The sequence below is a fragment of the Nocardia sp. JCM 34519.1 genome (assembly GCF_020361265.1).
In the GTDB taxonomy this organism is placed as follows: domain Bacteria; phylum Actinomycetota; class Actinomycetes; order Mycobacteriales; family Mycobacteriaceae; genus Nocardia; species Nocardia arthritidis_A.
This window is the reverse complement of the sequence record NZ_JAIRBR010000005.1, coordinates 160,791-183,945: the sequence shown is the minus strand read 5'-3', so window position 1 is coordinate 183,945 and position 23,155 is coordinate 160,791. Positions and strand designations below refer to the sequence as shown.

Here is a 23,155-nt window from a genome sequence, read left to right as displayed (position 1 = left end):
CGGCCAACGTCCGACTAATTGGCGAGGCGACACCTGATACCACACGGTATCATGAAGGTATGGCCATGACTCTCCGTCTCTCCGACGAACAGACCGAAGCTCTGCGTCGCCGCGCCGAGGTGGAGCACCGGTCGATGCAGCAGGTTGCGCTGGCCGCCATCGACGCATACGTGAACCAGCCGGATGCCCGAAATCGCCGAAAGGCGGTGCCGGTCAGCGAGCTGCACGAGATATTCGGCGGTTTGCCACCGATGGATGCTGCCGAATTCCGTGCCGACCAAGCGCGGTACGTCGATGGCGACGCGTATTTCGACGCCTATCTGCGGGTGAACCGCAGCGGTAGCGAGGACGGCGAATGAGTCCTCGCTATCTGCGCGGCCTCGGCGACACCAATATCCTCATCTACCTCGAGCGGATCTCAACCCAGTATCTGCCGGCCGAACTGCTCACCAGCGCAGTCACATTGGCTGAATTATCGGCGGGTATACATCAGACCGATGACACAGCGGAGCGCGGCGGCCGAATGGCCCGTTTGCAGCGAGTGGAAGCGACGTTCGATCCACTGCCATTCGATGCCGAGGCCGCCCGCCAGTATGGGGCGATCGCCGCCGGAGTCGTCGCGGTTGGGCGCAAACCGAGAAGGCGAGAGGCCGATCTGATGATCGCGGCGGTCGCAGCCGCTAATCGACTCCCCCTGTTCACAACCAATCCGGACGATTTCCGGGGAACCGAGAACATCGTCACCGTCGTTCCGGTGCCACGACCTGCTGCCGGGTGAAGCGCTTACGCGCGCTTGGCGAAGCCGAGGTCGATTACGGCGTCGCGTTCCTGGACCAGTTCGGCGACGCTGAGATCGATTCGGGTGCGGGCGAATTCGTCGATGTCGAGATCGGGGACGATGGTGTATGAGCCGTCGGCGCAGGTGACGGGGAATGAGCTGATCAGACCCTCGGGGACGCCGTAGGAGCCGTCCGAGGGCACCGCCATCGACACCCAGTCACCGTCGTGGGTGCCGCGTACCCAGTCGTGGATGTGATCAATGGCGGCGCTGGCCGCGCTCGCCGCCGACGACGCGCCGCGGGCGTGGATGATCGCGGTGCCGCGCTGCTGCACCGTCGGGATGAAATCGTCGGTGAGCCAAGAGTTCTCGACCAGGTCGCGGGCTGGGCGGCCGGCCACCGTCGCATGCGCGATATCCGGATACTGGGTGGCGGAGTGGTTACCCCAGATCGCGACGCGCGCGATATCGGCGGCGGGCGTGCCGGTCTTCTTGGCCAATTGCGCGATGGCGCGGTTGTGGTCGAGCCGGGTCATCGCGGTGAAACGCTCGGCGGGCACATCGGGTGCGTTGCTCATGGCGATGAACGCGTTGGTGTTGGCCGGATTGCCGACGACGAGCACCTTGATGTCGTCGGCGGCGCTGGCGTTGAGCGCCGCGCCCTGTTCGGTGAAGATGGTGCCGTTGGCGGCCAACAGATCCGACCGTTCCATTCCGGCCGTGCGCGGGCGGGCGCCGACCAGCACCGCAATATTCGCGCCCGCGAAACCGGCCCACGGATCGTCGCTGATATCCACCGAATCCAGCAGCGGGAACGCGCCGTCCTCCAGCTCCATCGCCACACCCTCCAGCGAGGCGACCGCGGCCGGAATCTCCAACAACCGCAGGCGCACCGGGGTTTGCGGACCGAGCAGCGCGCCGGAGGCGATCCGGAACAGCAGTCCGTAGGCGATCTGGCCCGCGCCACCGGTCACGGCGACGGTGACGGGCGCGGTCCGGGCGGCTGGCTCACTCACAGCGAACTCCTTGCGATCGGCCGATCTTTCGCCTTTCACCCTAGCCACGCGCATGTCCCGCGAACCCGAGTCGTGAGATACGCCTCAGCATTCCGGCGCACATCCCGCCCAGCGAATCACACGGCGGATGCGGTTCAGTACAGCTCGGCCACTTCACGATCGGTGAGGACGATGGGCGAGACGTAATCCTTCGCCCGGGCCAAACGCGTCGCCCGGTAAAGCGGCCGCTGCTCCAGGGTCGCATCCCGCGCCTCGGCCCGCAGCTGCTCCACCAGCAGCGCCGAAACCGCAACGGCCGCAGCGAGTTCGCAGGTCGCGAGGGCGTCGGCGAGGCGGCGCAGGCCCAGCAGGTGCAGTTCCCGCCCGCTGCCCGCGTCGGTGTACATGGCCAGCGGGACGAGCTGCATCTCCGCTCCCGAGGTCACCCGGAGCACGATCCGGCTCAGCCGTCCCGGGTACACCAGCACCTCGACGCCGGTCGCGGCGCCCAGCTCGACCAGCCGCTCGTGCAAGACGGTGCGCGCATGGATCGTATTGCCCACCAGCCACATTCGCCGCCGACGCAGGGCGAGCGCGTAGGCAACCGTCGGCGCGCCGACGACGAATCCGACGACAACGGCGATCGGCCAGGACAGTACGGTGGCCGACAGCAGCCCGGCCCCGATGCCCACGCCGGTGGCCGCGAGCGCCAGCCGCCGCAGCATCGGCGCGTACATCTCGGGCGCGACGATATCCAGCCCCACCGGCGAAACTGCTTGGTCGTCACCGGAATTCGACTGCACAGCTCCGCCTCTCTCCCACCACCCCGCGGCACGCCCGCACCGCTCGGAAGTCATCTGGGCGAAGCATACGTCGCACGCCGACCCGTCACGGCGCTTGTCGGCAATTCCGCTGTTCGCACACAGGCGACGAGCCCCGGCAGTGCCCGCGCGACCTTCACTCACGTGGCCCCGCACCACAGTCAGAAGACATCACCAGATCGGGTGCGTCCCCGCAGCCGCTGTTCGTCGTCGGATGTGGCGCGGTGCTGAAGATGCCGACAAACACGGCATTCACGGTGCCGACGAGTGCTCCAGCGAATCGGCGTCCGCGTCGGAATGCTGTCGGCTCGAGTCCGATCCGATGGGTTGTCTGGGGATTCGATCAGGGACCGGCTGATTATGGTTGGCGGACACTGTAATTCGATCACGGCCTGGTACGTATTCGCTTGGCGCAGAACATAACTGGGGAGCGATTCGGCCCAGTGGCGCTGCTACGGTTGCGGAGCGCCGGGGAAGTAGGCCGGTGATGGGGGGCCCGACGCCCGGCGCGATGAGGGCGCCCCACCGCATAGAGAGATCGTGTGATGGTCGAATATCTCCGGCCCGCCGAACGGCGGACCCTCATATCCAGGAATCGGATCATCGAACTGGTTGCCGCCACGACGGTGGGGTTCGCCGGCACGGCCGTGCTGGCGGGCCCGACTCTGGCGGCCCCGTCCGCCAGTGTCACGGTCGATCAGATCCAGCACATCGAAGCCAACTCGGACCTCGTGGACGTCACGGGCACCTACACCTGCAGCAGCGATCTGACCGACAGCTACTGGAGCACTACGTTGGAACAAGGTCTAGCCCGCAGCTCCACGTCTGTACTTTTCCAATCGGTGACCTGTGACGGCGCCGCGCACCCTTACACAAGCCTGGTCTCACCGTCGCCGTTCGGCCCAGTCCGGCCCGGCCCAGGCCTGGTCTCCATCAGCTGGCGCTTCTACGGCGCCAACGGTGCCACCGACGTCATCGTCCACGACACCCCCGTCACCGTGCAGCGCTGACCGGCCACGGCAGCTGCGCCGCGGTCCGGGTAGCGCAACCGCCTCGGATAATCTCGCATCCGCCGGGCCGACCGCACGCGGGCACCCGCGCGAATGAGCGCGAGTGCCCGCGAGATCGATTGCGGCGGAGGGTTATTCGCCAGCCAATGCAGCTTGGACGATACCGGCGGCCTCGTCCAGCGGGATCTGACGCTGATCCCCAGTCGACATATCCTTCAGGCCGATGGTGTTCTCGGCCAGGTCGCGGTCGCCGAGCACCAGGGTGAACCGCGCGCCGGATTTGTCCGCCGCCTTCATCGCACCCTTCACGCCGCGGCCGCCGTAGGCGAGGTCGACCCGCACACCCGCGGCGCGCAGTTGCGACCCGAGTGCGACGAGCCGCTGCTTGGCCGCATCGCCGAGTGGAACCCCGAACACCTGGCAGCGCGCCGGATCGCCCGCCGATTTACCTTCGGCCCGCAGCGCGAGCATGGTGCGCTCGACGCCGAGCCCGAATCCGATGCCGGACAACGGTTGTCCGCCGAGCTCGGCCATCAGGCCGTCGTAGCGACCGCCGCCGCCGATCCCGGACTGCGCGCCGAGACCGTCGTGCACGAATTCGAAGGTGGTCTTGGTGTAGTAGTCCAGCCCGCGCACCATGCGCGGATTCACCACATAGGCGACGCCCATCGCGTCCAGGTGCCCGAGCACCTGATCGAAGTGGGCCTTGGCCGATTCGGAGAGGTGATCGATCATCAGCGGCGCGTCGGCGGTCAGCTCGCGAACCTCGGGGCGCTTGTCGTCGAGCACCCGCAGCGGGTTGATCCTGGCGCGCCGCATGGTCTCCTCGTCAAGCGGCAGCTTGAACAGATAGTCCTGCAACAGTTCTCGGTACTGCGGGCGGCAGGTCTCGTCGCCGAGCGAGGTGACCTCGAGCCGGAACCCGGTGAGCCCCAGGGCGCGGTAACCCTGATCGGCCACCGAGATCACCTCGGCGTCCAGCGCCGGATCGTCGACGCCGATGGCCTCGATGCCGACCTGATTGAACTGCCGGTACCGGCCCGCCTGCGGACGTTCGTAGCGGAAGCAGGGACCCGAGTAGTAGATCTTCACCGGCAGCTGCCCGCGATCGAGGTTGTGCTCGATCACCGCGCGCATGGCGCCGGCGGTCAACTCCGGGCGCAGCGAGAAGCTGTTTCCGCTGCGGTCCTCGAAGGTCCACATCTCCTTGGTGACCACATCGGTCGATTCGCCGACGCCCCTGGCGAACAGGGCGGTGTCCTCGAATATCGGCAATTCCAGCAGTCCGTACCCGGCCAGATGGGCGGCGCGGACGAGGCCGTCGCGAACCGCGGCGAACTCGGCGGAGTCCGGTGGGATGTAGTCGGGAACCCCCTTCGGGGCGGAGAAGCTGCTGGTCTTGGTCACGATGGTCCAGTTTCCACCACCATGGCCCGGCAAGTCCAACCGGATTATCATGCCGCGTCGGAACATGTGCCGGGCTGTCTCAGGAATTGATGGCAGACTCTTAGGCCGAACGTAACGTCGGGCGGGCCGCCCAGGCCCCCGAGCGCCGTAAACCGAACACGGAGGAACGTGGTAGTGCCGAGCAACGAACAGCGACGGGCAGCGGCCAAGCGCAAGCTCGAACGGCAGCTGGCGAACCGGGCCCAGCGGGCGCGCAGGCGCAAGCAACTCACCATCGCGGGATCTGTCCTGGGTGTCGTGTTGCTGGCGGCCGCGGGTACCGGCATCTACTTCCTCACCCGCGGTGACGACAAGGCCTCCGATGGCAAGGACGCGTCGCTGTCCAGCTCCCCCACCGTCGCGCCGCCGCCCAGCCCGAACGCCAAGCCGGCGATGGTGACCTGTACATATAAGGACGCCCAGAAGCCGGCGTCGAAGCCGGTGAACAAGCCGGCCAAGACCGAGGTGCCGACCACCGGCGACAAGGCCCAGACGGTGAGCCTGAGCATCGACACCACCCAGGGCCCGATCGGCCTGACCCTCAACAACGCCGAATCCCCTTGCACCGTCAATAGTTTCGTGAGCCTGGCGCAGCAGGGCTTCTTCGACGGCACCAGCTGCCACCGGCTGACCGCCTCCGAGACGCTGAAGGTGCTGCAGTGCGGCGATCCGGAGGGCAACGGCGAGGGCGGCCCCGGCTACGAATTCGACAACGAGTACCCGACCGATCAGTACCAGCCGAACGATCCGGCGGCCAAGAAGAAGCCCATCGCCTACAAGCGCGGCGTCGTCGCCATGGCCAATGCGGGTCCCGGCACCAACGGCAGCCAGTTCTTCCTGGTGTACGGCGATTCCCAGCTGCCGCCGCAGTACACGATCTTCGGCACGGTGGACGAGCAGACCCTCGGCACCCTGGACAAGATCGCCAAGAACAAACAGGACAACTCGAATGGTCCCGGTGACGGCAAGCCGCTGCAGCCGGTGACGATCAATTCCATCCGGGTTGACTGATTTTTCGCGGGCCCGTCCACATCCGGTGGACGGGCCCGCATCGTCTTCAGCCAGGGTAGGCGTACCTAATACTCCGGTTAGGCTGCGCTTACACCGGAACTCCTCCTGAACAATCGGCTCCTGGCCGGAATTGTGCGATATATGCTGATAAGCGGCACGTCCGTACGATTGTGCCGGACCGTTCTCGGGTAATCTCGTAAGAAGGAGTTCCCGTAGCGCAGTCGTACCCTCGTGAGGGCGAACCCCGAGCAAGGGAATACCGCGCGACGAGTCCTCTGGGTGTCCGCGTTTGCAGGCGGGGCATCGCCCTCCGGACTACAGTTCGCGTGGCGATGTCCGTGACGAAGCACCACAATATCCATAGTGATCACTGCAGCATCGGGGAGCAGCCATGTCCGAGGAACTGGACGACATCGGCCGGGAAGCCGCGGCCATGATGAGGACTATGTTGCAGCTTGCGACGCTGGTCGCACTGCGCACCCGGGAACGTGGTCAAAAAGAGGCGGAAGCCCGCATCAAAGTCACCGAGGCCCGCATGAAAGAGGCTCGCGAAATGCAGATTCGCGAGGCCCGCGATGTGAAGGCCAAGGATCCGCGCAACACCGAGCTGGCGCGACTGATCGATAAGCCGCTGCCGGACAAGGGTGTTTCGCTGGAGAAGGACCGCTTCTCCGCGCAAGCGGAGGCCTCCCGGATGGCGGCGACAGCGGCGGCACACGCCAAGCCGGTGCTGCGCTACGACTCCCCCGAACGCCGTATGGCCATCGCCAACCATCTCGCGAAGATCGGTGTGGCGCCCGAATTGGCCGCGGTACGCATGCTGATCGAGGTCGGGCAGGCGCAGCCGCCGGGCGCGGCGGTCCGCGAACGGGCCGACGAGGCGCCGGCCGTCCAGCGAGCCCGAGAACAGGAAGCCCGCGGCCTGGAACGCACCCGGCAGTAATCGACGAAAACGCCCGCTGAGATTCAGCGGGTGTTTCGTTATTCGCCCAGCGCCAATTCGCCCAGCGCCGCAGTCAGATTCGGAAATCGCCGATGGTCGGGTCGCCGAACATGCCGTGCTGCGGGGACTTCAACGGCAGCGGGCTGAGCATATCCTTGTGACCGTTGCGCACGCTGCAGTACTTGAACGGACCCTTCGGGTCGAACAGTTTGGCCATATGCGCATCGGCGTGGTCGAGGAACCACACGCTCAAACCTGTTCGGCCGTCCAGCCGATAGTGCTCCCAGGCCCGCCATAGCGCGTCCAACCGGGCCACCGCCTCGGCGTGCTGCCACCATTCCGGGCACCACACGGTATCGCTCAGGTCGGTGACCTGACGCCGGTACACCAGGCTGAGGTAGTTCTCCACGAACTCCACGACGCTGGCGTAGATCATGGGTTGCTGCTGTGGTTCGGTCACAGTGGCCGGACCTCCTCGACCTGTCCGTACTCCTGGGGCGGCTGCGCTTTGCTCAGATTCGGCGACCCGACGATGTCGGCGATCTCGGTCTTGCGCTGCGGATCGTGGTGGGTGATGGACCGCTTCACCTCGGCAGCGTACTCGCCCTCCCACCACGGGACGGTACGCACGAGCACCGGTGGCGCGCCGGACGGGAAGACGATCACCCGCCCCCTCGGCAACTGCGCCAGCGCCTGAACGCTGAACGTCTTGGACGAACTCAGCGAACGCGAATAACTCTTGCCGCCTTTGGATTCCGACATCGACTGGGAGATGACCTCGTGCTCGCCGATGGCATCGGAACGCGCCTGCAGGAATTTGGTGTCGTCGACACCGCTGCCGAGCACCTTGATGTTGGCGGCGGCCCACAGCGCCTCCATACCCGCCTCACCCCAGCAGCGCACACCCTGCGCCCAGGACTGCAACACCGTCATCACCACGATGCCGCGCGAGCCGAAGTGACTGTACTGCTTGGGCAGATCCTTCCAGCGGACCACGTTGGCGGCCTCGTCGAGCACCGCGAGCAGCGGGACCGGCAGTCGACCGCCCGGTGACCTCGCGGCCTTGCGCATGGCCACATCGATCACGGCCTCGGTGAGCGCGCTGACCAGCGGACCGGCCGAGCCGCGGCCCTCGAGCGAAAGGCTGTAGAGGGTGCCGTTGCGTTCGATGAATTCCAGCTCGTCGAATTGTCTGCGGTCGCCGCCGGGGGTGATCCACGGGTGCACGTTGGACAGTTTCAGGCAGCGAATCATCTTCTTCGCGGTGCCGAAAATGCCGCTCTTCGTGCGGGTATCGGTGTTGTACTGCTGGGCGAGGCCGGAGGCGGTGTAGTGGTGCCGGGCCGTGCGCAGCAATTCGATGGGCTCGGTGTCTTGCGGGTTGGTCACCCATTCCCACACCTGGACGATCGGCCGCTGTCCGACCGCGGCCGCCAGGAAGAGTCCGGCGAGCAGATCCTCGGCCTCCGGATCGAAGAAGGCGTCGGTCTTGGCGTCGGAGCCGTCGTCACCGTCGGCGAAGTGACCCGCCAACCGCGCCGCCCGCATTTCGCAGCCGTCGCGCCGGGCATCCACCCAAGCCAACGGATCCCAGTACCAGGTGGCATCCTCGTCGGCCACCCGCTGCGGGTCGAACACATAGGTGCGACTTCCCTTGGACTCCCGCACATCTCGGGTCGCGTCGACCACATCGCGCTTGTTCGAGGTGGCCAGCACCGGGCCGATGGCGCTCAGGATCGCCGGGATCACCCGCGAGGTCGACTTGCCCTGACGCGGACCCCAGATGTCCAGGTGCAGATCCTCGAAGGAGCCGTACAGCATGGTGCCGTCGGCGACACCGATACCGATCGGCACGCCGGGCACCGGATCCTGGTTCCAGCCGTGATCGAGGATGGCGTGCGAATCCATCCGCACGCCGAGCTGATCGGCCTTCTCCCGCACCCCGGCCTCGGTGAGCGCGGCGATCGCGCCGCCGTTGCCCATGACATCGGCCTTGTCGTCCACGCCGAGGCGGCCTTTGCTCTTGCGCGCCTTCATATTTCGCTTGACGAACACATAGGCGAGGACCAACGCGACCACGACGAGCACCAGCACCGTCGACGCGTGCGGCCAGTGCAGTTTGCCCTTCACCAGGTCGACGACGATGGCGATCGGGTTGAGCGGGATGTTCTGCGGATGCACCGACAACCAGTTGCCGATATGCAGCGCCAGCCACAGCGTGCCGAGGATGGCGAAACCGGCGTAGACGGCGAGCAGCTGCAGATCCGGCCCGATCTCGGCCGGATCCTTCACCTTCTTCTTCGCCATGTCTGCCTCCTTAACAGGTGGACGTGAAATGCTCAGCGGTACGCGTCCAGCCGCCAGCCGCCGGGCGTGCGCACGACGGTGGCGATCACCGTCATCGGCGCCAGTTGTTCCTTACGCCCGTCCGGGTAGACGACCGTCTGCTCGATCCCGATCTTGAACTGCTGGGTATTCGGATCGGGATTGGTCGGCGGCCGCTCACCGGATGCGAAGGTGAACGCGTCGACCCGGGCCTTGGCCTTGGCCCAATTCGCCCACTGCACCGTCGCCTTCGGGGTCTCCACATTGCTCGGCGCGCTGTCGACGACCCGAATCAGGCTGGGGCCCAGCCATTTTCGCGCACGAGCCAGCGACGCGCCCTGGCTCTCCCGCTCCGGGTACCAGGTGTAGATCTCCTTCAGCGCGGCCACCGCGACGCCGTCCGGCGTCACCGGGTCCGGCGCCGGAGCCGCCTCCAACAGCCGAGTCGTGGACGTAGCCTGGTGCGGCGCACCGGAACCCGCATCATCCCGGGAGCCGGAACCACAGCCCGCACCGAGCAGCGCAACGCTCACCACCAGCATCACCACCAGTTTCGCGCGTGCCTGTGCCTTGTCTTTCCAGGCTAGTCGTTCGCCCCGCCGGTTCGGTGGCCGAACGGACACCCGAGTTCCGGCGTGTTCGCGGTGGGCGGTCACATCACCCTCCGCACCCTGGCGTCACCGGGCACCGCGGCCTCGACCACACCGCCCGACGTCGGCGCCGAGACGATCATCGTCCCCGGGCCGGAATATATTCCGACCTGCGCCGGGCCGCGCACCCCGAACGAGCTGAACACCAGATCGCCCGGCTGCGCCTTGCTCAGCGGCACCTCGACGCCCGCCTCCCACTGCTGTTCGGCGGTGCGCGGCAGCGTCACCGCACCCGATGACGCGGCGAATACCGCGGCCGAGGTCAGACCCGGCCCGTCCATACCGCCGCCGCTCGGCCCCTGCGGACCGCCGCCGCCCCACACATACGGCGTGCCGAGCCACTGACGCGCGGCCTCGACGATCTGCCCGCTGCCACCGCCCGGCTGCGGTTGGAACCGGCCGAGCGAACCCTGCGCCCGGTACTGCGGCTCCATCGCGAGAATATTGGCGACGTACGGGCGGGTCTCGGAGTAGTGCGCCGCAACCTGATTCGGCATACCGCCGGAGGCGAGCACCGCGCCCTCGCCCGCGTTGTACGCGGCCAGGGTCAGCGCGACCACATCGCCCTGCACCTTGCCCTCGCCCATCCAGCGCTCGATCTGATGCGCGATGGCGCACATGTAGCGGCCCTGGCCGATGATGGAGTCGCCGTCGTCGGACAGGCTGGCATAGCCCTTGCCGCCGGTATCGATGACGTACGGTTTGCCGTCCTCGGGATCGATGGCGGCGGCGGTGCCGGGCAGGAACTGCGCGAGGCCGACGGCGCCCGCGGGCGAGGTGAGGCCGCGCTGGAAACCGGACTCCTGCCTGCCCTGGGCCGCGAGCAGCGACGGGGTGATCTCCGGGCAGATGGATCCCGCACGGCGATACCAGATTTCGAGTTCCGGCGGCACCTTGCCCGGCGCCAGCGCGCCGCCCGCGGTGCCGAAGCCGAGCACACAGTTCGGATCGATCGAAAACGCCTTCGCACCACCGACATCCGGGGTCGGCGCGCCGTCCAGCCAAGGGATCGGGTCGATTTGGCGGCCACCGGTGAAGCGGCCGCCCGGCACGATCTCGAAATGCAGGTGCGGGCCGGAGGATTCGCCCGCCGAACCCACCTGGGCGATCGGCTGTCCGGCGGTGACGGTGTCGCCGACCCGGACGTGAATTCCGCTGTCCCACATATGCCCGTAGACCGCGGAGAAGGTGCGGCCGTTGAAATCGATCGAGTCGATCACGATCCAGTTGCCGAAACCCGATGCCGGACCGGCGGCCACCACTTTGCCGTCGGCCACCGAGTAGATGGTGGTGCCGTCCGGCGCCGCCAGGTCGACCCCCAGGTGGGTGCCGCCGCGCGCGCCGAATCCGTCCGTCACGGTGAACTTTCCGGCCTCGATGGGCAGGGTGCGCCGGACCGGACCGGCGCCCGCGGCCAACGACGGCGTTCCGGTCACGGTCGGAATCGATTGGGTGCCTGAAGGATTCGCGGCGGCGGCGGGCGTCGGAGCGCCGATGACCGGACCGCCGAAGGTGGGCAGCACGGTGTTCGACCCGAGCACCGACGACCCATCGCACGGGTTGTCCACCGAGGGCAGCACGACCACCAGCACGAGCGTCATCAGCCCGAGGACAGCACCCAGCGCCACCCAGAGAATGCTCTTGGCACTCATATTTCGGTCACGTCTGGCGTCGGGATTCGTTGAGGGTATCGGCCAGGGTTCGGTTCATTTCCGCGGCCGCGGCCAGTTGTTGTTGCAGCAGCGCCACTTTCCGGCGCAGTGCGATCGCGTCGAGGCGTTCCAGGCTCGGGCCTTCGGCGGCCCGAACCCAGTTGCGCACCGAATTCGTGTGCACGCCGATCTGTTCCGCGACCACCCGGCACGCCTCGGACTCGCTGCGCAACTTCCCGGTGAGCGCGATGACCTGTTCCACGGCGGCCTGCCGCACCTCCGGCGAGACCCGGCGATATGAGCGATGCGGCATCATGCTGGCCTCCCGGATAGCCGAACCGGTCTCGATCTGCCCACCTGACCCGCTCCCCTCATGCCGCGCTCCCGCCCTCGGACGGCGGATCCTGTTCCCGCGTAGTCGATTCCACGAACTCGCTGAACCGCTGGTTGGTGTCGTGGATACCGCTCTCCTTCTCGGACAGCGTGAATTCCATGTGGAACGGGATGCCGGGCCTGCGGTCCTCACCGATCTTCAACAGGAATTTGCCGGTGCCCGGCGGGGACGGCCGCTGCTGACCCGGTTTGAGCGCCTCACCCGTGAGCGCTTGCGGCGCAGACCATCCGGTCACCATCTCCTCCTCGGCGGATGTGAAAGGAACCGTGCTGTCCAGGCGTTTGACCTCTTCGCTCGGGAGGGCGCCGAAGATCTTCGCGCGCGCCCGCTCGAGGAAGCCGAGCGCCTTGGCGATGGCGGCCTCCGAACCGAGCGACTGCAGATCCTTGATGGTGTGGCTGATCATGATCAGGGCGGTGGCGATGCCGCGCTGCAATCGGGTCAGCTCGTCGACCCGGTCCACCATGAAGTCGCCGAGGCCGAGCACCTGCCACAGCTCGTCCATCACCACCTGGAAGTAGCGCTGCGGGCCGAGTCCGGCGTCGGCGAGCACATGCGCGGCCTCCACCGAGGCGAATCCGTCGGCCCAGCACGCCAGCATCACGGCGGCCTTGAGCTTCTTGTCGCCGGTCGGGATGTGCGAGACGTCCATGCACACCGCGACGGCGCTGGTATCGATCGGCACCGAGGTCTGGCCATTGAACACCGCGCCGAACGGGCCCTGGGTGAGCGCGCGCAGCGAACGCCGCAAACCCTTGATGGCGACCTGGTATTCGGCCGGGTCGTCGGCGCCCGCGTCGAGTTGCAGTTCGTCACCGCCCGCGACGATCACCTCGAGCAGGTTCTCCATGATCGGCGGGCTCTCCGGGGTGTAACCGCTGCCCGGCTGGTAGAGGATGCGCAGCGCGGTGGCGATGAGCGTCTCCTCGTAGTCGCGCACCCGCGCGCCGCGGACCAGTTCCACCAGGCCGGCGATCAGCGTCACCTGGCGGGCGCGCAGATCCTGCAGCACCTGAATCTGCAGTGCCGGAAAGGCTTCCAGCTGCGGCACCACCGCGCCGAGCACACCGGCGGCGAGCGGATTCAGTTTGCCGTGCCCGTAGCCCAGATCGATCACCTGTCCGCCGACGAGTTCGACGAGCCTGCGGTAATCGGGTTTGACGTCGGCGAGCACCAGCGGGGTGATGCCCTGCGCGATACCGCCGAGCACGATCCGGCGCACCAGCGAGGATTTACCGAAACCGTTGAGCCCCAAGACGAAAAGGCTCGGCGCGGTGATGAAGCTGCCGCGCATGAACCAGTTCATCGGATCGAAGCAGACCGGTGCGCCGGTGTGCAGGTGCGAGCCGAGCGGGGTGCCGATCAGCGGCGCGCCCGCGCCGACCGACCACGGCCACAGACCGGCGACCTGTGCGGTGGTGGCCCGGTATTCGACGGAGCGGCCGATGACGTTCATCCGGCCGCCGCCCGCGCCCGCGTAGCCGCGATCGGTGAGTTGCGCTGTGCTGCGGTCGAATCCGTCCTCGACAATGGCCTCGGCGCGCGCCGCGTAGTTGCGCCGGCGGATGTCGTCGGTGCGGATGCGGAAAGAGGCCCAGGCCGCGCGCAACCCGTTCTGCTCGCGCGCGATCTGCTCCAGCTTGGTCCGGGTGGCGTCGTCGAGCAGCGGCGGGCCCGCTTGCTTTCGCTTGTCCGCCTTGGCTTTCGCGCGCCGGGCGGCCGGATCGTGCTGCGGTGCGCCCATGGCGCGGTCGGCCGTGTAGTCGACCCGTTCCGTGCGGGCGGGCCGTTTGGCGAGCCGGTCGGGGCGCGGCCTGCGGGTGCCGTCGGAGGACTTGCGGGCGCCGTCGGTGGACTGCCTCGGGGTCCGCGAACGCGTGCCCTCGCCCCGGCCGTTGCTTCGGCCGCGTTCGGAATCCCTTGCCCGCCGGTCCTTTTCATCGGTACCGGGACGTTGATCGCCCGTCACGCGCCCCGCGTCCCCGCCGCGGCGCGGCCGGTCGGGCAGATCCTCGAGACCGGAACGTTCCCTGGCCGGGCGGCGCGGACGCTCGGCCGGTGGGCGCTCACCCCACTCCTCGTACTCCGCCTCGGCCCGCCTGCCCCGGCGCTCACTCGCCCCGTCGGCCGCCGAACCGCGACGGGTCGCGGACTCGTCGCGCTCCCGTACGGGCGGCTCGAATTCACCTGCCATGATTCGCTCACCCCGCCAGTGCTTTCGGAATTGTCGCGTGTTCCGGCAGGATCACCCCGCAGCCCAGCGAGGCCGCGAAGGCCGCCGCCTGGTAGCGGTAACACCGCCGGATCTTCAACCGCGCCTGGGTGGACAGGTCGCGCGTGATGGCTTCGATGCGCGGCAGATCGCCGCGCAGGGGTTCGGTGATGGTCACCAGCGCCCCGAAGCGGGTGACACCGTGGCCCCTGGCCTGCTCCTCGCGCGCCTGCTGGGTCGCGCCGACCCGCAGGGTGGCGGCCGCGGAGACGACACCGCGTTCGCTCTGCTGCGCCACCAGCGCGTTCTTGAAGTCGTCGTCGACGATTTCGGCGGCGTCGGCGGCCGAGTGCGGACGGTACACGATTGCGATTCGCTTCCGCGGTACCTCGGGATTGGGAGCAAGCAGTCGCTGCAGCACCCGTTCGTCCACCGCGCCCTCCGGTGCGGCGTCCATCTCCCAGGTCACCGAGCGGCCGCCGTCGTGCACCAGGTGATCCCACTTCTCGTCGTGCGACACCGGACCGGCATCGGCCCAATCCAGGCCGTGCCCACCGGGTTCGGAGGCCGCGACCTCGAGATCGGCCTGCGAGGCCGGGTCGTAGCTGCGCCGGATGAACGAGATCACCTCATCGGCCGACATCGGCTGGGCGCGCACGCCCGCCTCGGCCAGCGCCGCGCAGATACCGGGCAGGCGGCGACCGATCTCGACCGCCTCCTCCGCCGGATTCTTGCGCCGCTCGGCGGTGGTCGCCTTGAAGGTGATGGCCACCCGGGGCAGCAACTGCACCCGCTCCTGCGGCAATTCCGTCGCCAGCTCGTACATCACCTGCTGGGCCAGCTCCGGCGCGTCCGGCCGAGTGATCGTGGAAACCTCGGTGAGCAAACGGTTTCCGGTCTCCGGCACGGTATCGATGACCGGAACGACGGCGACGATGTCACTGGTCTGGCCGACCGAGGCCAGGAAGGTGCCCCAGGCCGAGACCCAGCGGTCGATCACCGGCTGGTCCACCGCCTCGTGCCCCTGCGGCCACGCCCGCAAAACCACTGTGTATTGGGCGAATTGCGGCAGGTGGATCATGCCGAAGCTGTAGCCGCCCGCATCTATGCCCTCGTAGAGCTTGGACGGAGCGAGTAGGCCGGGTAGGCGGGTGACGCCGCCGGGGATCCGCGAGAAGCGGCCGCCCCGGTACACGTGCTCGCCGCGCTTGCGCGAGCGCATCCAGTTGAACATCATCAGTCCGTTCTCGTAGCCGGAGCGGCCCCCTGTCCGCCACACCAGTGGAACCATGATCACCAGGCCGAAGCCGCCGACCGTTGCGCCCCATTGGAATCCGCCGACCAGGGCGGTGAGCAGCGCCGTGATCACGACGACGAAGCCGAGCACGGTCTCCTCCCAGCGCAGACCGAAAAGGCCCGCGCTGCGCGGCTTCTGCCAGAGCCCGTAGGAGCGGCGCTCGTAGGTGTCGTTCGTCGTCATCGTGGAATGGTGCTCCTCCCGAGATCCGGTGCACGGTTGGCCCAGCGGTCGCCCGCCACATCACCCATGATTTGGTCTGCCCGGCTGAGCCCGCTGGTCGCGGCGCGCGCGGCGCTGACCCGGCCCGCCACCCTGCTGGCCGCACCGGACGGTACTCCGCTCGCGCCCGACGGCCCGGAGGCGCGCGGGGGCTGCCCGCCACCACCGCCGCCACCACCGCGCGGCGGGGGCGCCGGGCGTGGCCCGCCGCGGCCGCCGGCGCCGCCCGGCGGACGCGGCCCGGAACCCGAACCGCTGACGTATCCGGCCGAACCCGGTTGTGCCGCAGCGCGAACGCCGACCGCCTTGGTCCCCATCGCACCGAGTGCCGCGACACCGACCAGGGTGCCGCCCGCCGCGGTCAGACCGGAGCCGCCGGTACCGACGATCGCTACCGCGGGCACGATAAGGCGCATCAGCGCGGGCAGCACGAACGCGACGCTGCACAGCATGACCACCGCGACCAACATCCGTTGCGCCTGTTCACCTTCCGGCAGTCCGCCGGTCGTGGTCAGGTTGTCGACGTGGCCCGCGGTGGTGAAGGCGATCATGTAGACGATCGCCGCGACCGGCTTCCACAGCATGAACGCGATGATCCAACCGATCAGTTTCTGATAGGACTGTTTGCCGATATTCATCCCGGATGCGGCCGCCGCCAAGGGAAGTGCGCCCGCGGCCACCACCAGCAGGCCCTGCCGCACGATGGCGAGCACGATCTGCGCGAGCGCGCCCAGCAGGCCGACGATCGCGATGATCAGCACCAGACCGGGCGAAAACGCCTGCAGCTTACTGGTTTTGATCATCAGCTCGGCCAGGTCCTTGGCATTGCCGTTGGTCGAATCGTTGATCAGCCACTCGGCGAAGCGATCCGAGGCCTGGGTGCCCGCGACGATCACCGCGCCGAGCATCCAGGAACTGAAAATCACTCTGGCGAACATGCGGAACGATTCGGCCGCCTCGTTCATCACCGCGCCGCGTCTGGCCTCGGCCAGTCTGGCGCCGGAGATGATCACCGAGGCGATCAGCAGCAGTATCTGCGCCTGATACGTGTAATCGTTTATCTTGGTGAACAATTCGCCCGAATTGCTGGTCACCTCGTTGGGGACCTTCATCCAGAACGTCAGCGCGAGCACGATCGCCTGGCCGAGGCCGTTCATCAGCGAATCCACCACCTTGCCGAAGGTGGAATCCCACGCCTTGTCCTTGATCGCGGTCGCGGCCTGACCGGGATGGGATGCGGCATTGCCCGCCTTGCACGCCGCCGATGCGGCATCGCCCAGCGAGACACCCGGCAGGCCGACATTGTCGAGCGTGTCGTGGATTTGATCGCAGGTCTGGTCGAAGCCGTAGTGGTTGTCCTGGCCGAACGCCACCGTCGGCGTTGCGATCATCACCGTGAAGATGACCGCGAGGATCGTGAGTAGCCGCCTCACCATTGTGTCCACCCCTCGATGCTTCGCAGGGACTCGATCTGGACCAGGTCGTCGCCCGTCACCGCCGTGAGCTTCCAATCCCCGTCGCGCCACACGACGGCAAGACGCATGCCCACCCAGGTTGGTTGACCATCAACTGTCTCTCGGGCCTTTCTCGCGAACCGCACCTTCGCCGAATCATCTGAATAGCCTTCGATCCGGAACGCGTCCGAAGCGAACAGCAGGGGTTTGAGCTTGTCCGGTAGCCGATCCGACACCTTGCCCGCGGCGACGAGGCGGTCGTAGTCGGCCAGATACTTCGGGGTGACATCGACCAAGCGCAGCAACAGATCCCGGTCGCGCGGGTTGGCGTTGGTGCGCCAGAAGATCTGTTCGGCGGCCAGCGCGGCGCCCTGCGGCGTATGCGCGAATCCGACCGCCGCGCGGCCATCGATCCTGGCCGGGCCGTCGGAACTGGAGAAGCGCACCACCGGTCCGTCGAATACGCGCTGCCAGACACCCGCACCCGCGGCGGGCAGCGGCGCCAGGGTGAGCCACCCCGGCGAACCCGGCTGCTGCGGCGCCGAATCCTGTTGCAGCGCAATACCGGACGGATTGTTCGGGATATCGACCCGGCGACCGAACAGATCGGTTGCGGGAGCGCCGAATTCGGCGACCGGCGCGGCCGGTGTCACCGAATCGGAACCGGTCCTCGATATCGCCTCGGGGTGAGATCCGTTGCCGTGCACGGCGACAAGTGTCACCGCCACCGCGACGCCGACCGCGAGTACCGCGCCCGCGCCGAGCAGTGTCAGCGGAATTCGCCTACGTGTCTTCACCATGGCGTCCACCCCTGCAGCGATTCGACCGATTCGGCCTGTGCGCCGGTCGAACTCGTCGGTTTGAGCCGCCAGTCACCGGCATCCCACACCATCACCAGCCGAACGGCGGACCAGGTCTGTTTGCCGTCCAGCACCTGCCCGCGCGAGGCCAGCCGCAGAATCGCCAAATCGTCGGCGTAGTCGTCGATTTTGAAGGCATCCGAGGCGACGAGGTAGCGGGTGATCTTCTCCGGCTGCTGCTTCGGCAGCTTGTCGGCGGCCAGCGCCCTGTCGTATGCGGCGATCTGCTGGGCGTTGGCCCGCACCTGCCGCGCGTACAGGTCACGGTCGGCCGGGCGGGCATTGAGCCGGTAGGCGATCTGCGCCGCGGCCAGCGCCGCGCCCTGCGGGGTGTGCGCGTAGCCGACGGCGAGCCCGTCCTCGATGCGGGCCGGGCCGTCGGAGGTGGAGAACGGCACGGAGGCGCCGTATACCCGCTGCCAGCCGTGCGGTGCGGTGGTGCCCTCCGGGGCTGCGGTCAGCCAATCCGGGTCGGCGGGTTTGCGCTGACGCGACGGATCCTGCGGAAGGGGTTGTCCCGCAGGATTGTTCGGAATATCGATGCGACGACCGAGGATATCGACCTCCGGGGCGGCGAAACCGGTGCCGGCCGCCTCGCCGGTCGCGACGGTCGAACTCGCCGCCGGTTTCGAATCATCACGGTTGACGTACATCACGATGCCGACGATCAGGATGAGCGCCAGCACCGCGCCCGAGGCGACTGCGCCGAACGAAACACGATCGCGCCCAGGCGAATCCTTCTCACTCATGCCACCGACCACCCGCTCATGACGGAAGGAACGCGAGTGCGATGGCGGATGCCGAACTGGCAACGATGGCGCCGATCAGGCTCATCAGCACACCGTGTGAGGCATCATTCATGGCCAGATCGCTGCGGAACACCAGCCACAGCTTTCCGGCCGACAGGATCATCCACGCCAGGCACACCAGTAGCACGAACCACAGCAACCAATTCAGCAACTGCATGAGCGGCTCGATGACCTCGGCGGGCATCTGCTTATACGCCAGCAGCCCGACCGACATTTGTACCCCTATCTCAGACATGATCAGGTGCCGATGACCGCGTTCATGATGGTGCCTGCACTGGTGGCCACCACGCCGCCGATCATGGCCCCGGCAACCATCTTCGGCGACTCGAGGCCGCCGCCGGTCCATTTCTCCCAAGCGAATTTGCCGCCCGCATAGGTGATTCCGCTGACGCCCGATAACAACACGAACCAGGTGAGGTAACGCACCAACTGCAGGATCTTCTCCGATCCGGGCGGGGCCTCCGGCGTGGGGTTGCCGACTTGCGCGAGAACGGTGCCGTACGTGTCCTGCACGGCGAAGAGAAGCATGCTCATCGGGTGCCTTTCTGGATACGTGAACTATGTGGCGAACGTTGCGATCTGCTTGCGGCCGCTACCTGCACCGCGGTCTACTCATCCTTCTTCCTCCCCCGAAGCCGTTCCGGCACTGAGATTTTCGCGCACGGCCGCAACGATATCGGCGCCGAGTTCGCGAATCTCCAGGGGTACCTCGTCGAGCGGATCGAGCCTGCGCTTCTTGGGCGGCAACGGATCTCCCGGCGACCACACCGGTAGCTGCTCGGGCTCGACCAGCGTCCACTCCTCCACCCACGGCACCTGCCACAGCTGTCCGGCCAGCGAGCCGACCACATCCCGGTAGCGGCGGATCTCGGCGGGCAGCCTGCCCGGCCGGGCGGCCACCGTGACCAGGCCGAGCACCTCGGCCGCGCCCGCGAAACCCGAATGATGTTGGCGCAGAAGGTCGTGCGCGCGAGTAAGACCCGAGATGGTCTCCCTGGCCACCAGCACGACGAACGGGGATTCCCGGTCGAAGACACCGGGCCAGCGGCGGCTCGAATCCGCGGCGGGCGCGAGCACATGGGCCAGGGTGCTGGCGCCGGCGCCGCCGTGGACGCCGAGTAGCCAGAACAGCGGGGCGCGGCCGAGCCCGGGGACCGGGCGGTCCCAGATCGGCGCGCGGCGGGATTCGGGTGGTGCGACAACACCGGCCGGGGCCGGATCTTCGGAATGGCGGCGAAGTTTCATGGCGGCGGTCATGATGCCACCCCGGCGAGCAGCAGCCCATAGGCCCGGCGCGTCTCCGGCGCGAGCGCCGCGTGCCGGACCAGTTCGCCGCGGGCCAGATGCGGATCGTACGGAATTTCCCTGATATCGCGGACCCAGCCGGACAGGTTTTGGCGCAAATGATCCGCAATCCGGGAGTCGCTGCCCGGATGCTGGTGCGACACCACGATCGTCGTATCGCCGACGATGCCGTCGCCCGGACCCTCCGCGGTATCGCCGAACTGATCATCGAGCCATTCCAGGGTCACCCGCAGCCGGTTCGCGGCATCGGTGCGCGATGGGATGGCAAGGATCAGCGCGACATCCGCGTCGGCGAGCAGCGGGCGCAGCTGACGTCCGGCAATCGGATTCCCGCCGTCGTAGACGGCCGTGTATCCGGCGTCGTGCACCGCGCGCGCGACGGTCAGATATGTCGCGCGCCTGCGCAGCGGCGCGGCGTCGCGCCACAGCAGGCCGAAACCCGAAGTGGCACGGGATAAACACTCCTTCAGCGGTGCGGGCTCGTCGTCGCCGCGCCCGTACAGCCAGGATTGCAGGCTCACCGGGTGCAGGTGCTCGTCGGCGCCGCGCAGCGCCAGATCGCTGCCCGCGGCCGTCGCGTCGACCGCCACCGTCGGGGCCGCCGCCGCGGCGAGTTCGCCCGCCAGCCCGAGCGCCGTCGTCGTCGTGCCGGCACCGCCGCAGCCGCCGACCACCAGGATCGGCCGGGGCCGCGGCGAACCGTCGCCCGCGCCCCGGCCGCGCCGGAACCGGACCACCGGAGCCTTGGTGCGCACGTCGCGACCCGACGGATCGCCCTGCGGGGGCGCCTCGTCGAGCCAGCGGCTCCAGTCCTCTGCCATTGCCTCTGCTCTCCTCTATCCGGCCGCGATACCCGTGATGAGGGTGCGGCCGCCGATCACACCGGTGGTGACGATCTGCCTGTTGTATGTGGTCGGCTCGCCACCGGGCCGGTAGACGGTGACCTCGACCGAATATTTGTTGTCGGAGACGGTCATGATGCGCACGCAGTGCGTCGTGCCCGCCGGGTAGGTATCGATGCCGCGCTGGATCACCTCCGCGGGTGAGACCGATGCGCCGGGCGCGACCACCTCGCGCGCCTTCGCACCGGAACGCGTTACGTAGTAGGCGTATTGGAAGGCGAGGATGGCGTCCGGCCCGGAATCGGTGCCGCCCGCCTCGGCGCTGCGCACCACGCCGTCGGAGCGTTCGGTGGGGCAGCTGCCCGGCAGTGCGCCCGGCGCCAGATCGGCCGGGGCGCTGCCCGCGGCGAACTGCATCGTCGCGGGCGCGATACCGGTCGCCCTCGGCTTGCCGGAGGTCAGCAGGAACACCACCCCCGCGGCGGCCGCGGCGAACAGCACCAGCGTCACGATCAAGACCACGAGCACCCGCAGCCGCCGCGCCGCGGGCCGGGAGCGCGCCTCCTGTCGCAGCGCGCGCGTCGGACCCGATGGCAGCGGATCGGCCGCGACCGGGTCGTCGTCATCGTCCGGCCACGGGAAGCGGACCAGGCCGCCTTCGCGCGGCGCGGCGTAATCGTCGTCGGGACCCGGCGCGTGCCCGATCCAATCCGACCAACCGCCGGTGAATTCGGCGCGGCGCGCGGGTAGGTCGGTGGGCACCTCGGTGTGTGCCGCATCGTCTTCGCGGATGTAGTTGGGGAAACGGGCCGGACCGCCGCGGTCCACCGGCGCCGCCGTCGTCGCCTCCGTCGGATGCGGGCCCATCGGTGCGGCGGGCTCCGGCTCCAGGGGTGTGTACCAGCGGTCGGACAACTCTTTGTACGACTTCAACATTCCCCCATTCCCGCGGAGCGAGGCACGTGGTGTCGCATCGTCGGACCCTCTCGGCGTTCAGTTCGTGGAGAACGGGTAGGTGTTGTCGGTGCCGGGTCGATCGGCAGGAACGGTGATCATGATCGCACCGGTCCCGAACGGAAATTGTCCCGTACCGGAGGAATTCGGCGTACTCGACGCGCCGGAACGCGGCGAGAATACCGATGTCGGCGGGTTTCCGTTACCCTGCGCGGCCACACCTCCCGTGAATTTTTCGGTCGCGGTCACGGCGGCCGTTTGCGGTTCCGGCAATTGGGTAATCGCGCCGACCAATTGGCTGCCGGACAGTTGCGGGCTCGTGATCGGATTCGCCGTCGCGGGTCCGGAAATGGCGGCGGGAATGCGGTGATCTTCCGCGATGGATGCGAGAACGGCGAGATGGGCTGCGGCGCAGCGGCTTGCGGTGGATTCGCTGCGGGTGGTGACATTCCGGGCGGGACCGATTCCATGCCGGGGCGTCATGGGCCGAGTGGCGCTGCCCCGTGCCCGACCCGAGGCGGCGTATCGCGGCGCACCCGAATTTCGGGTTCGGTCGCCGAACCCGGCGACGGCCCTATCCGCGGGATCGATGGCGCGCTTGTCGTCAACGTCTCGGATGGACGCCCCGACAGCACACGCGACGCCACGGACCTGACGCGGGCGGACCTCCGCCGCATGCACGGCTGCGCGCCCGCGAACCCCGGTCTCATGCGCGCGAACCCCGGCCTCGCGCCAGCGAATTCCGGCCTCGTGTGCGCAAACCCCGGCCTCGTGCGCGCGAACCGAGACCCCTCGTCCGCACATCCCGACCTCTCGCACGAAAGCTGTTGTACCGCTGTCGAATTCGGAGTCGCGAGCAGTGCGGGACGCACAGACAACGGGAGGCTTATAGATCAGGCCGGGCAGCGGCGCGGCGGCGCGCATGGACACATTCGGCAGTATCGCAGCGCTCGTCGGCGATTCGTCGACGAGCCGTATTCCCAAGGCGTACAGTGCCGGACAGGCGATGATCGAAAGGCCGGAGGAGGGTGTGCCGGATTCGCTATCGGCGACGGCTGTCGCCCCGCCGGCGGTGAACGCAACGAGCATTCCCACCAGCTTTCCCGTGCACCTTGCCATAGCGATCCGCAATCAGTTCGTATTGCCGCAGTTAACACACGCCCGTCGAAACGCAA

Annotated in this window: 24 protein-coding genes; 5 read left to right on the top strand and 19 right to left on the bottom strand. The window is 67.9% G+C overall.

Annotated features, from left to right (window positions below):
- The first annotated feature begins 59 nt into the window (after positions 1 to 59).
- Positions 60 to 359 (top strand): hypothetical protein, encoded by a 300-nt coding sequence (locus tag LGY53_RS44425; RefSeq protein WP_225727376.1) that lies wholly within the window; start codon positions 60 to 62, stop codon positions 357 to 359.
- Positions 356 to 778, top strand: a complete 423-nt coding sequence (locus tag LGY53_RS15460) for a type II toxin-antitoxin system VapC family toxin (RefSeq protein WP_225727375.1) — start codon at positions 356 to 358, stop codon at positions 776 to 778. The genes LGY53_RS44425 and LGY53_RS15460 overlap by 4 nt, the downstream gene beginning before the upstream one ends.
- Positions 779 to 783: 5 nt before the next feature.
- On the opposite strand, the gene LGY53_RS15455 is transcribed toward LGY53_RS15460, so the two are convergent.
- Together LGY53_RS15455 and LGY53_RS15450 are read right to left on the bottom strand one after the other, a co-directional pair.
- Complete coding sequence (locus tag LGY53_RS15455) at positions 784 to 1,794, bottom strand: malate dehydrogenase (protein ID WP_225727374.1); 1,011 nt, start codon at positions 1,792 to 1,794, stop codon at positions 784 to 786.
- 134 nt (positions 1,795 to 1,928) lie between these two features.
- Positions 1,929 to 2,630, bottom strand: coding sequence for a hypothetical protein (locus LGY53_RS15450; RefSeq protein ID WP_225727373.1), 702 nt, complete (start codon positions 2,628 to 2,630; stop codon positions 1,929 to 1,931).
- Between the two features lie 509 nt (positions 2,631 to 3,139).
- On the opposite strand from LGY53_RS15450, the gene LGY53_RS15445 reads away from it, so the two are divergent.
- On the top strand, positions 3,140 to 3,604 hold the full coding sequence (locus LGY53_RS15445; RefSeq protein ID WP_225727372.1) for a DUF6299 family protein: 465 nt from the start codon (positions 3,140 to 3,142) through the stop codon (positions 3,602 to 3,604).
- A gap of 132 nt (positions 3,605 to 3,736) precedes the next feature.
- On the opposite strand, the gene hisS is transcribed toward LGY53_RS15445, so the two are convergent.
- Complete coding sequence (gene hisS, locus LGY53_RS15440; protein ID WP_225727371.1) at positions 3,737 to 5,011, bottom strand: histidine--tRNA ligase; 1,275 nt, start codon at positions 5,009 to 5,011, stop codon at positions 3,737 to 3,739.
- Between the two features lie 174 nt (positions 5,012 to 5,185).
- On the opposite strand from hisS, the gene LGY53_RS15435 reads away from it, so the two are divergent.
- On the top strand, positions 5,186 to 6,061 hold the full coding sequence (locus tag LGY53_RS15435) for a peptidylprolyl isomerase (protein ID WP_225727370.1): 876 nt from the start codon (positions 5,186 to 5,188) through the stop codon (positions 6,059 to 6,061).
- 391 nt (positions 6,062 to 6,452) lie between these two features.
- Positions 6,453 to 7,004 carry a hypothetical protein gene (locus LGY53_RS15430; RefSeq protein WP_167476022.1) on the top strand — a complete coding sequence of 184 codons (552 nt, stop codon included), beginning with the start codon at positions 6,453 to 6,455 and terminating at the stop codon, positions 7,002 to 7,004.
- 73 nt (positions 7,005 to 7,077) lie between these two features.
- Here the strand turns inward: LGY53_RS15430 and LGY53_RS15425 are convergent, their stop codons facing one another.
- From LGY53_RS15425 to LGY53_RS15350, 16 genes are all read right to left on the bottom strand, one after another.
- On the bottom strand, positions 7,078 to 7,464 hold the full coding sequence (locus LGY53_RS15425) for a DUF4913 domain-containing protein (RefSeq protein WP_225727369.1): 387 nt from the start codon (positions 7,462 to 7,464) through the stop codon (positions 7,078 to 7,080).
- The gene (locus LGY53_RS15420; protein ID WP_225727368.1) at positions 7,461 to 9,311 is read right to left on the bottom strand and encodes a type IV secretory system conjugative DNA transfer family protein; all 1,851 of its coding nucleotides are present in this window, start codon (positions 9,309 to 9,311) and stop codon (positions 7,461 to 7,463) included. Before LGY53_RS15420 ends, LGY53_RS15425 begins: the two co-directional genes overlap by 4 nt.
- Positions 9,312 to 9,343: 32 nt before the next feature.
- Positions 9,344 to 9,985: a hypothetical protein gene (locus LGY53_RS15415; protein WP_225727367.1), complete on the bottom strand. Its 642-nt coding sequence runs from the start codon at positions 9,983 to 9,985 to the stop codon at positions 9,344 to 9,346.
- Entirely contained in the window at positions 9,982 to 11,631 is a 1,650-nt protein-coding gene (locus LGY53_RS15410; protein WP_225727366.1) for a peptidoglycan DD-metalloendopeptidase family protein, read from the bottom strand. The genes LGY53_RS15415 and LGY53_RS15410 overlap by 4 nt, the downstream gene beginning before the upstream one ends.
- Before the next feature lie 7 nt (positions 11,632 to 11,638).
- A complete protein-coding gene (locus LGY53_RS15405; RefSeq protein ID WP_167476026.1) occupies positions 11,639 to 11,947 on the bottom strand; it encodes a transposase in 309 nt (102 codons plus the stop codon).
- Between the two features lie 55 nt (positions 11,948 to 12,002).
- On the bottom strand, positions 12,003 to 14,219 hold the full coding sequence (locus tag LGY53_RS15400; RefSeq protein WP_225727365.1) for a hypothetical protein: 2,217 nt from the start codon (positions 14,217 to 14,219) through the stop codon (positions 12,003 to 12,005).
- A gap of 7 nt (positions 14,220 to 14,226) precedes the next feature.
- Entirely contained in the window at positions 14,227 to 15,717 is a 1,491-nt protein-coding gene (locus LGY53_RS15395) for an SCO6880 family protein (RefSeq protein WP_167476028.1), read from the bottom strand.
- A complete protein-coding gene (locus LGY53_RS15390; RefSeq protein ID WP_167476029.1) occupies positions 15,714 to 17,192 on the bottom strand; it encodes a hypothetical protein in 1,479 nt (492 codons plus the stop codon). Before LGY53_RS15390 ends, LGY53_RS15395 begins: the two co-directional genes overlap by 4 nt.
- Positions 17,186 to 18,010 (bottom strand): hypothetical protein, encoded by an 825-nt coding sequence (locus LGY53_RS15385; protein ID WP_225727364.1) that lies wholly within the window; start codon positions 18,008 to 18,010, stop codon positions 17,186 to 17,188. Before LGY53_RS15385 ends, LGY53_RS15390 begins: the two co-directional genes overlap by 7 nt.
- Positions 18,004 to 18,819 (bottom strand): hypothetical protein, encoded by an 816-nt coding sequence (locus LGY53_RS15380; protein ID WP_225727363.1) that lies wholly within the window; start codon positions 18,817 to 18,819, stop codon positions 18,004 to 18,006. Before LGY53_RS15380 ends, LGY53_RS15385 begins: the two co-directional genes overlap by 7 nt.
- Before the next feature lie 16 nt (positions 18,820 to 18,835).
- Positions 18,836 to 19,093 (bottom strand): hypothetical protein, encoded by a 258-nt coding sequence (locus LGY53_RS15375; protein WP_225727362.1) that lies wholly within the window; start codon positions 19,091 to 19,093, stop codon positions 18,836 to 18,838.
- Positions 19,094 to 19,116: 23 nt separating this feature from the next.
- Complete coding sequence (locus tag LGY53_RS15370) at positions 19,117 to 19,413, bottom strand: hypothetical protein (RefSeq protein ID WP_167476033.1); 297 nt, start codon at positions 19,411 to 19,413, stop codon at positions 19,117 to 19,119.
- A gap of 78 nt (positions 19,414 to 19,491) precedes the next feature.
- Entirely contained in the window at positions 19,492 to 20,136 is a 645-nt protein-coding gene (locus LGY53_RS15365; protein WP_225727361.1) for a DUF6668 family protein, read from the bottom strand.
- Positions 20,133 to 21,005 (bottom strand): hypothetical protein, encoded by an 873-nt coding sequence (locus LGY53_RS15360; protein ID WP_167476035.1) that lies wholly within the window; start codon positions 21,003 to 21,005, stop codon positions 20,133 to 20,135. The genes LGY53_RS15365 and LGY53_RS15360 overlap by 4 nt, the downstream gene beginning before the upstream one ends.
- 15 nt (positions 21,006 to 21,020) lie before the next feature.
- The gene (locus LGY53_RS15355) at positions 21,021 to 21,962 is read right to left on the bottom strand and encodes a hypothetical protein (protein WP_225727360.1); all 942 of its coding nucleotides are present in this window, start codon (positions 21,960 to 21,962) and stop codon (positions 21,021 to 21,023) included.
- 57 nt (positions 21,963 to 22,019) lie between these two features.
- Positions 22,020 to 23,075, bottom strand: a complete 1,056-nt coding sequence (locus tag LGY53_RS15350) for a hypothetical protein (protein ID WP_225727359.1) — start codon at positions 23,073 to 23,075, stop codon at positions 22,020 to 22,022.
- Positions 23,076 to 23,155 lie beyond the last annotated feature (80 nt).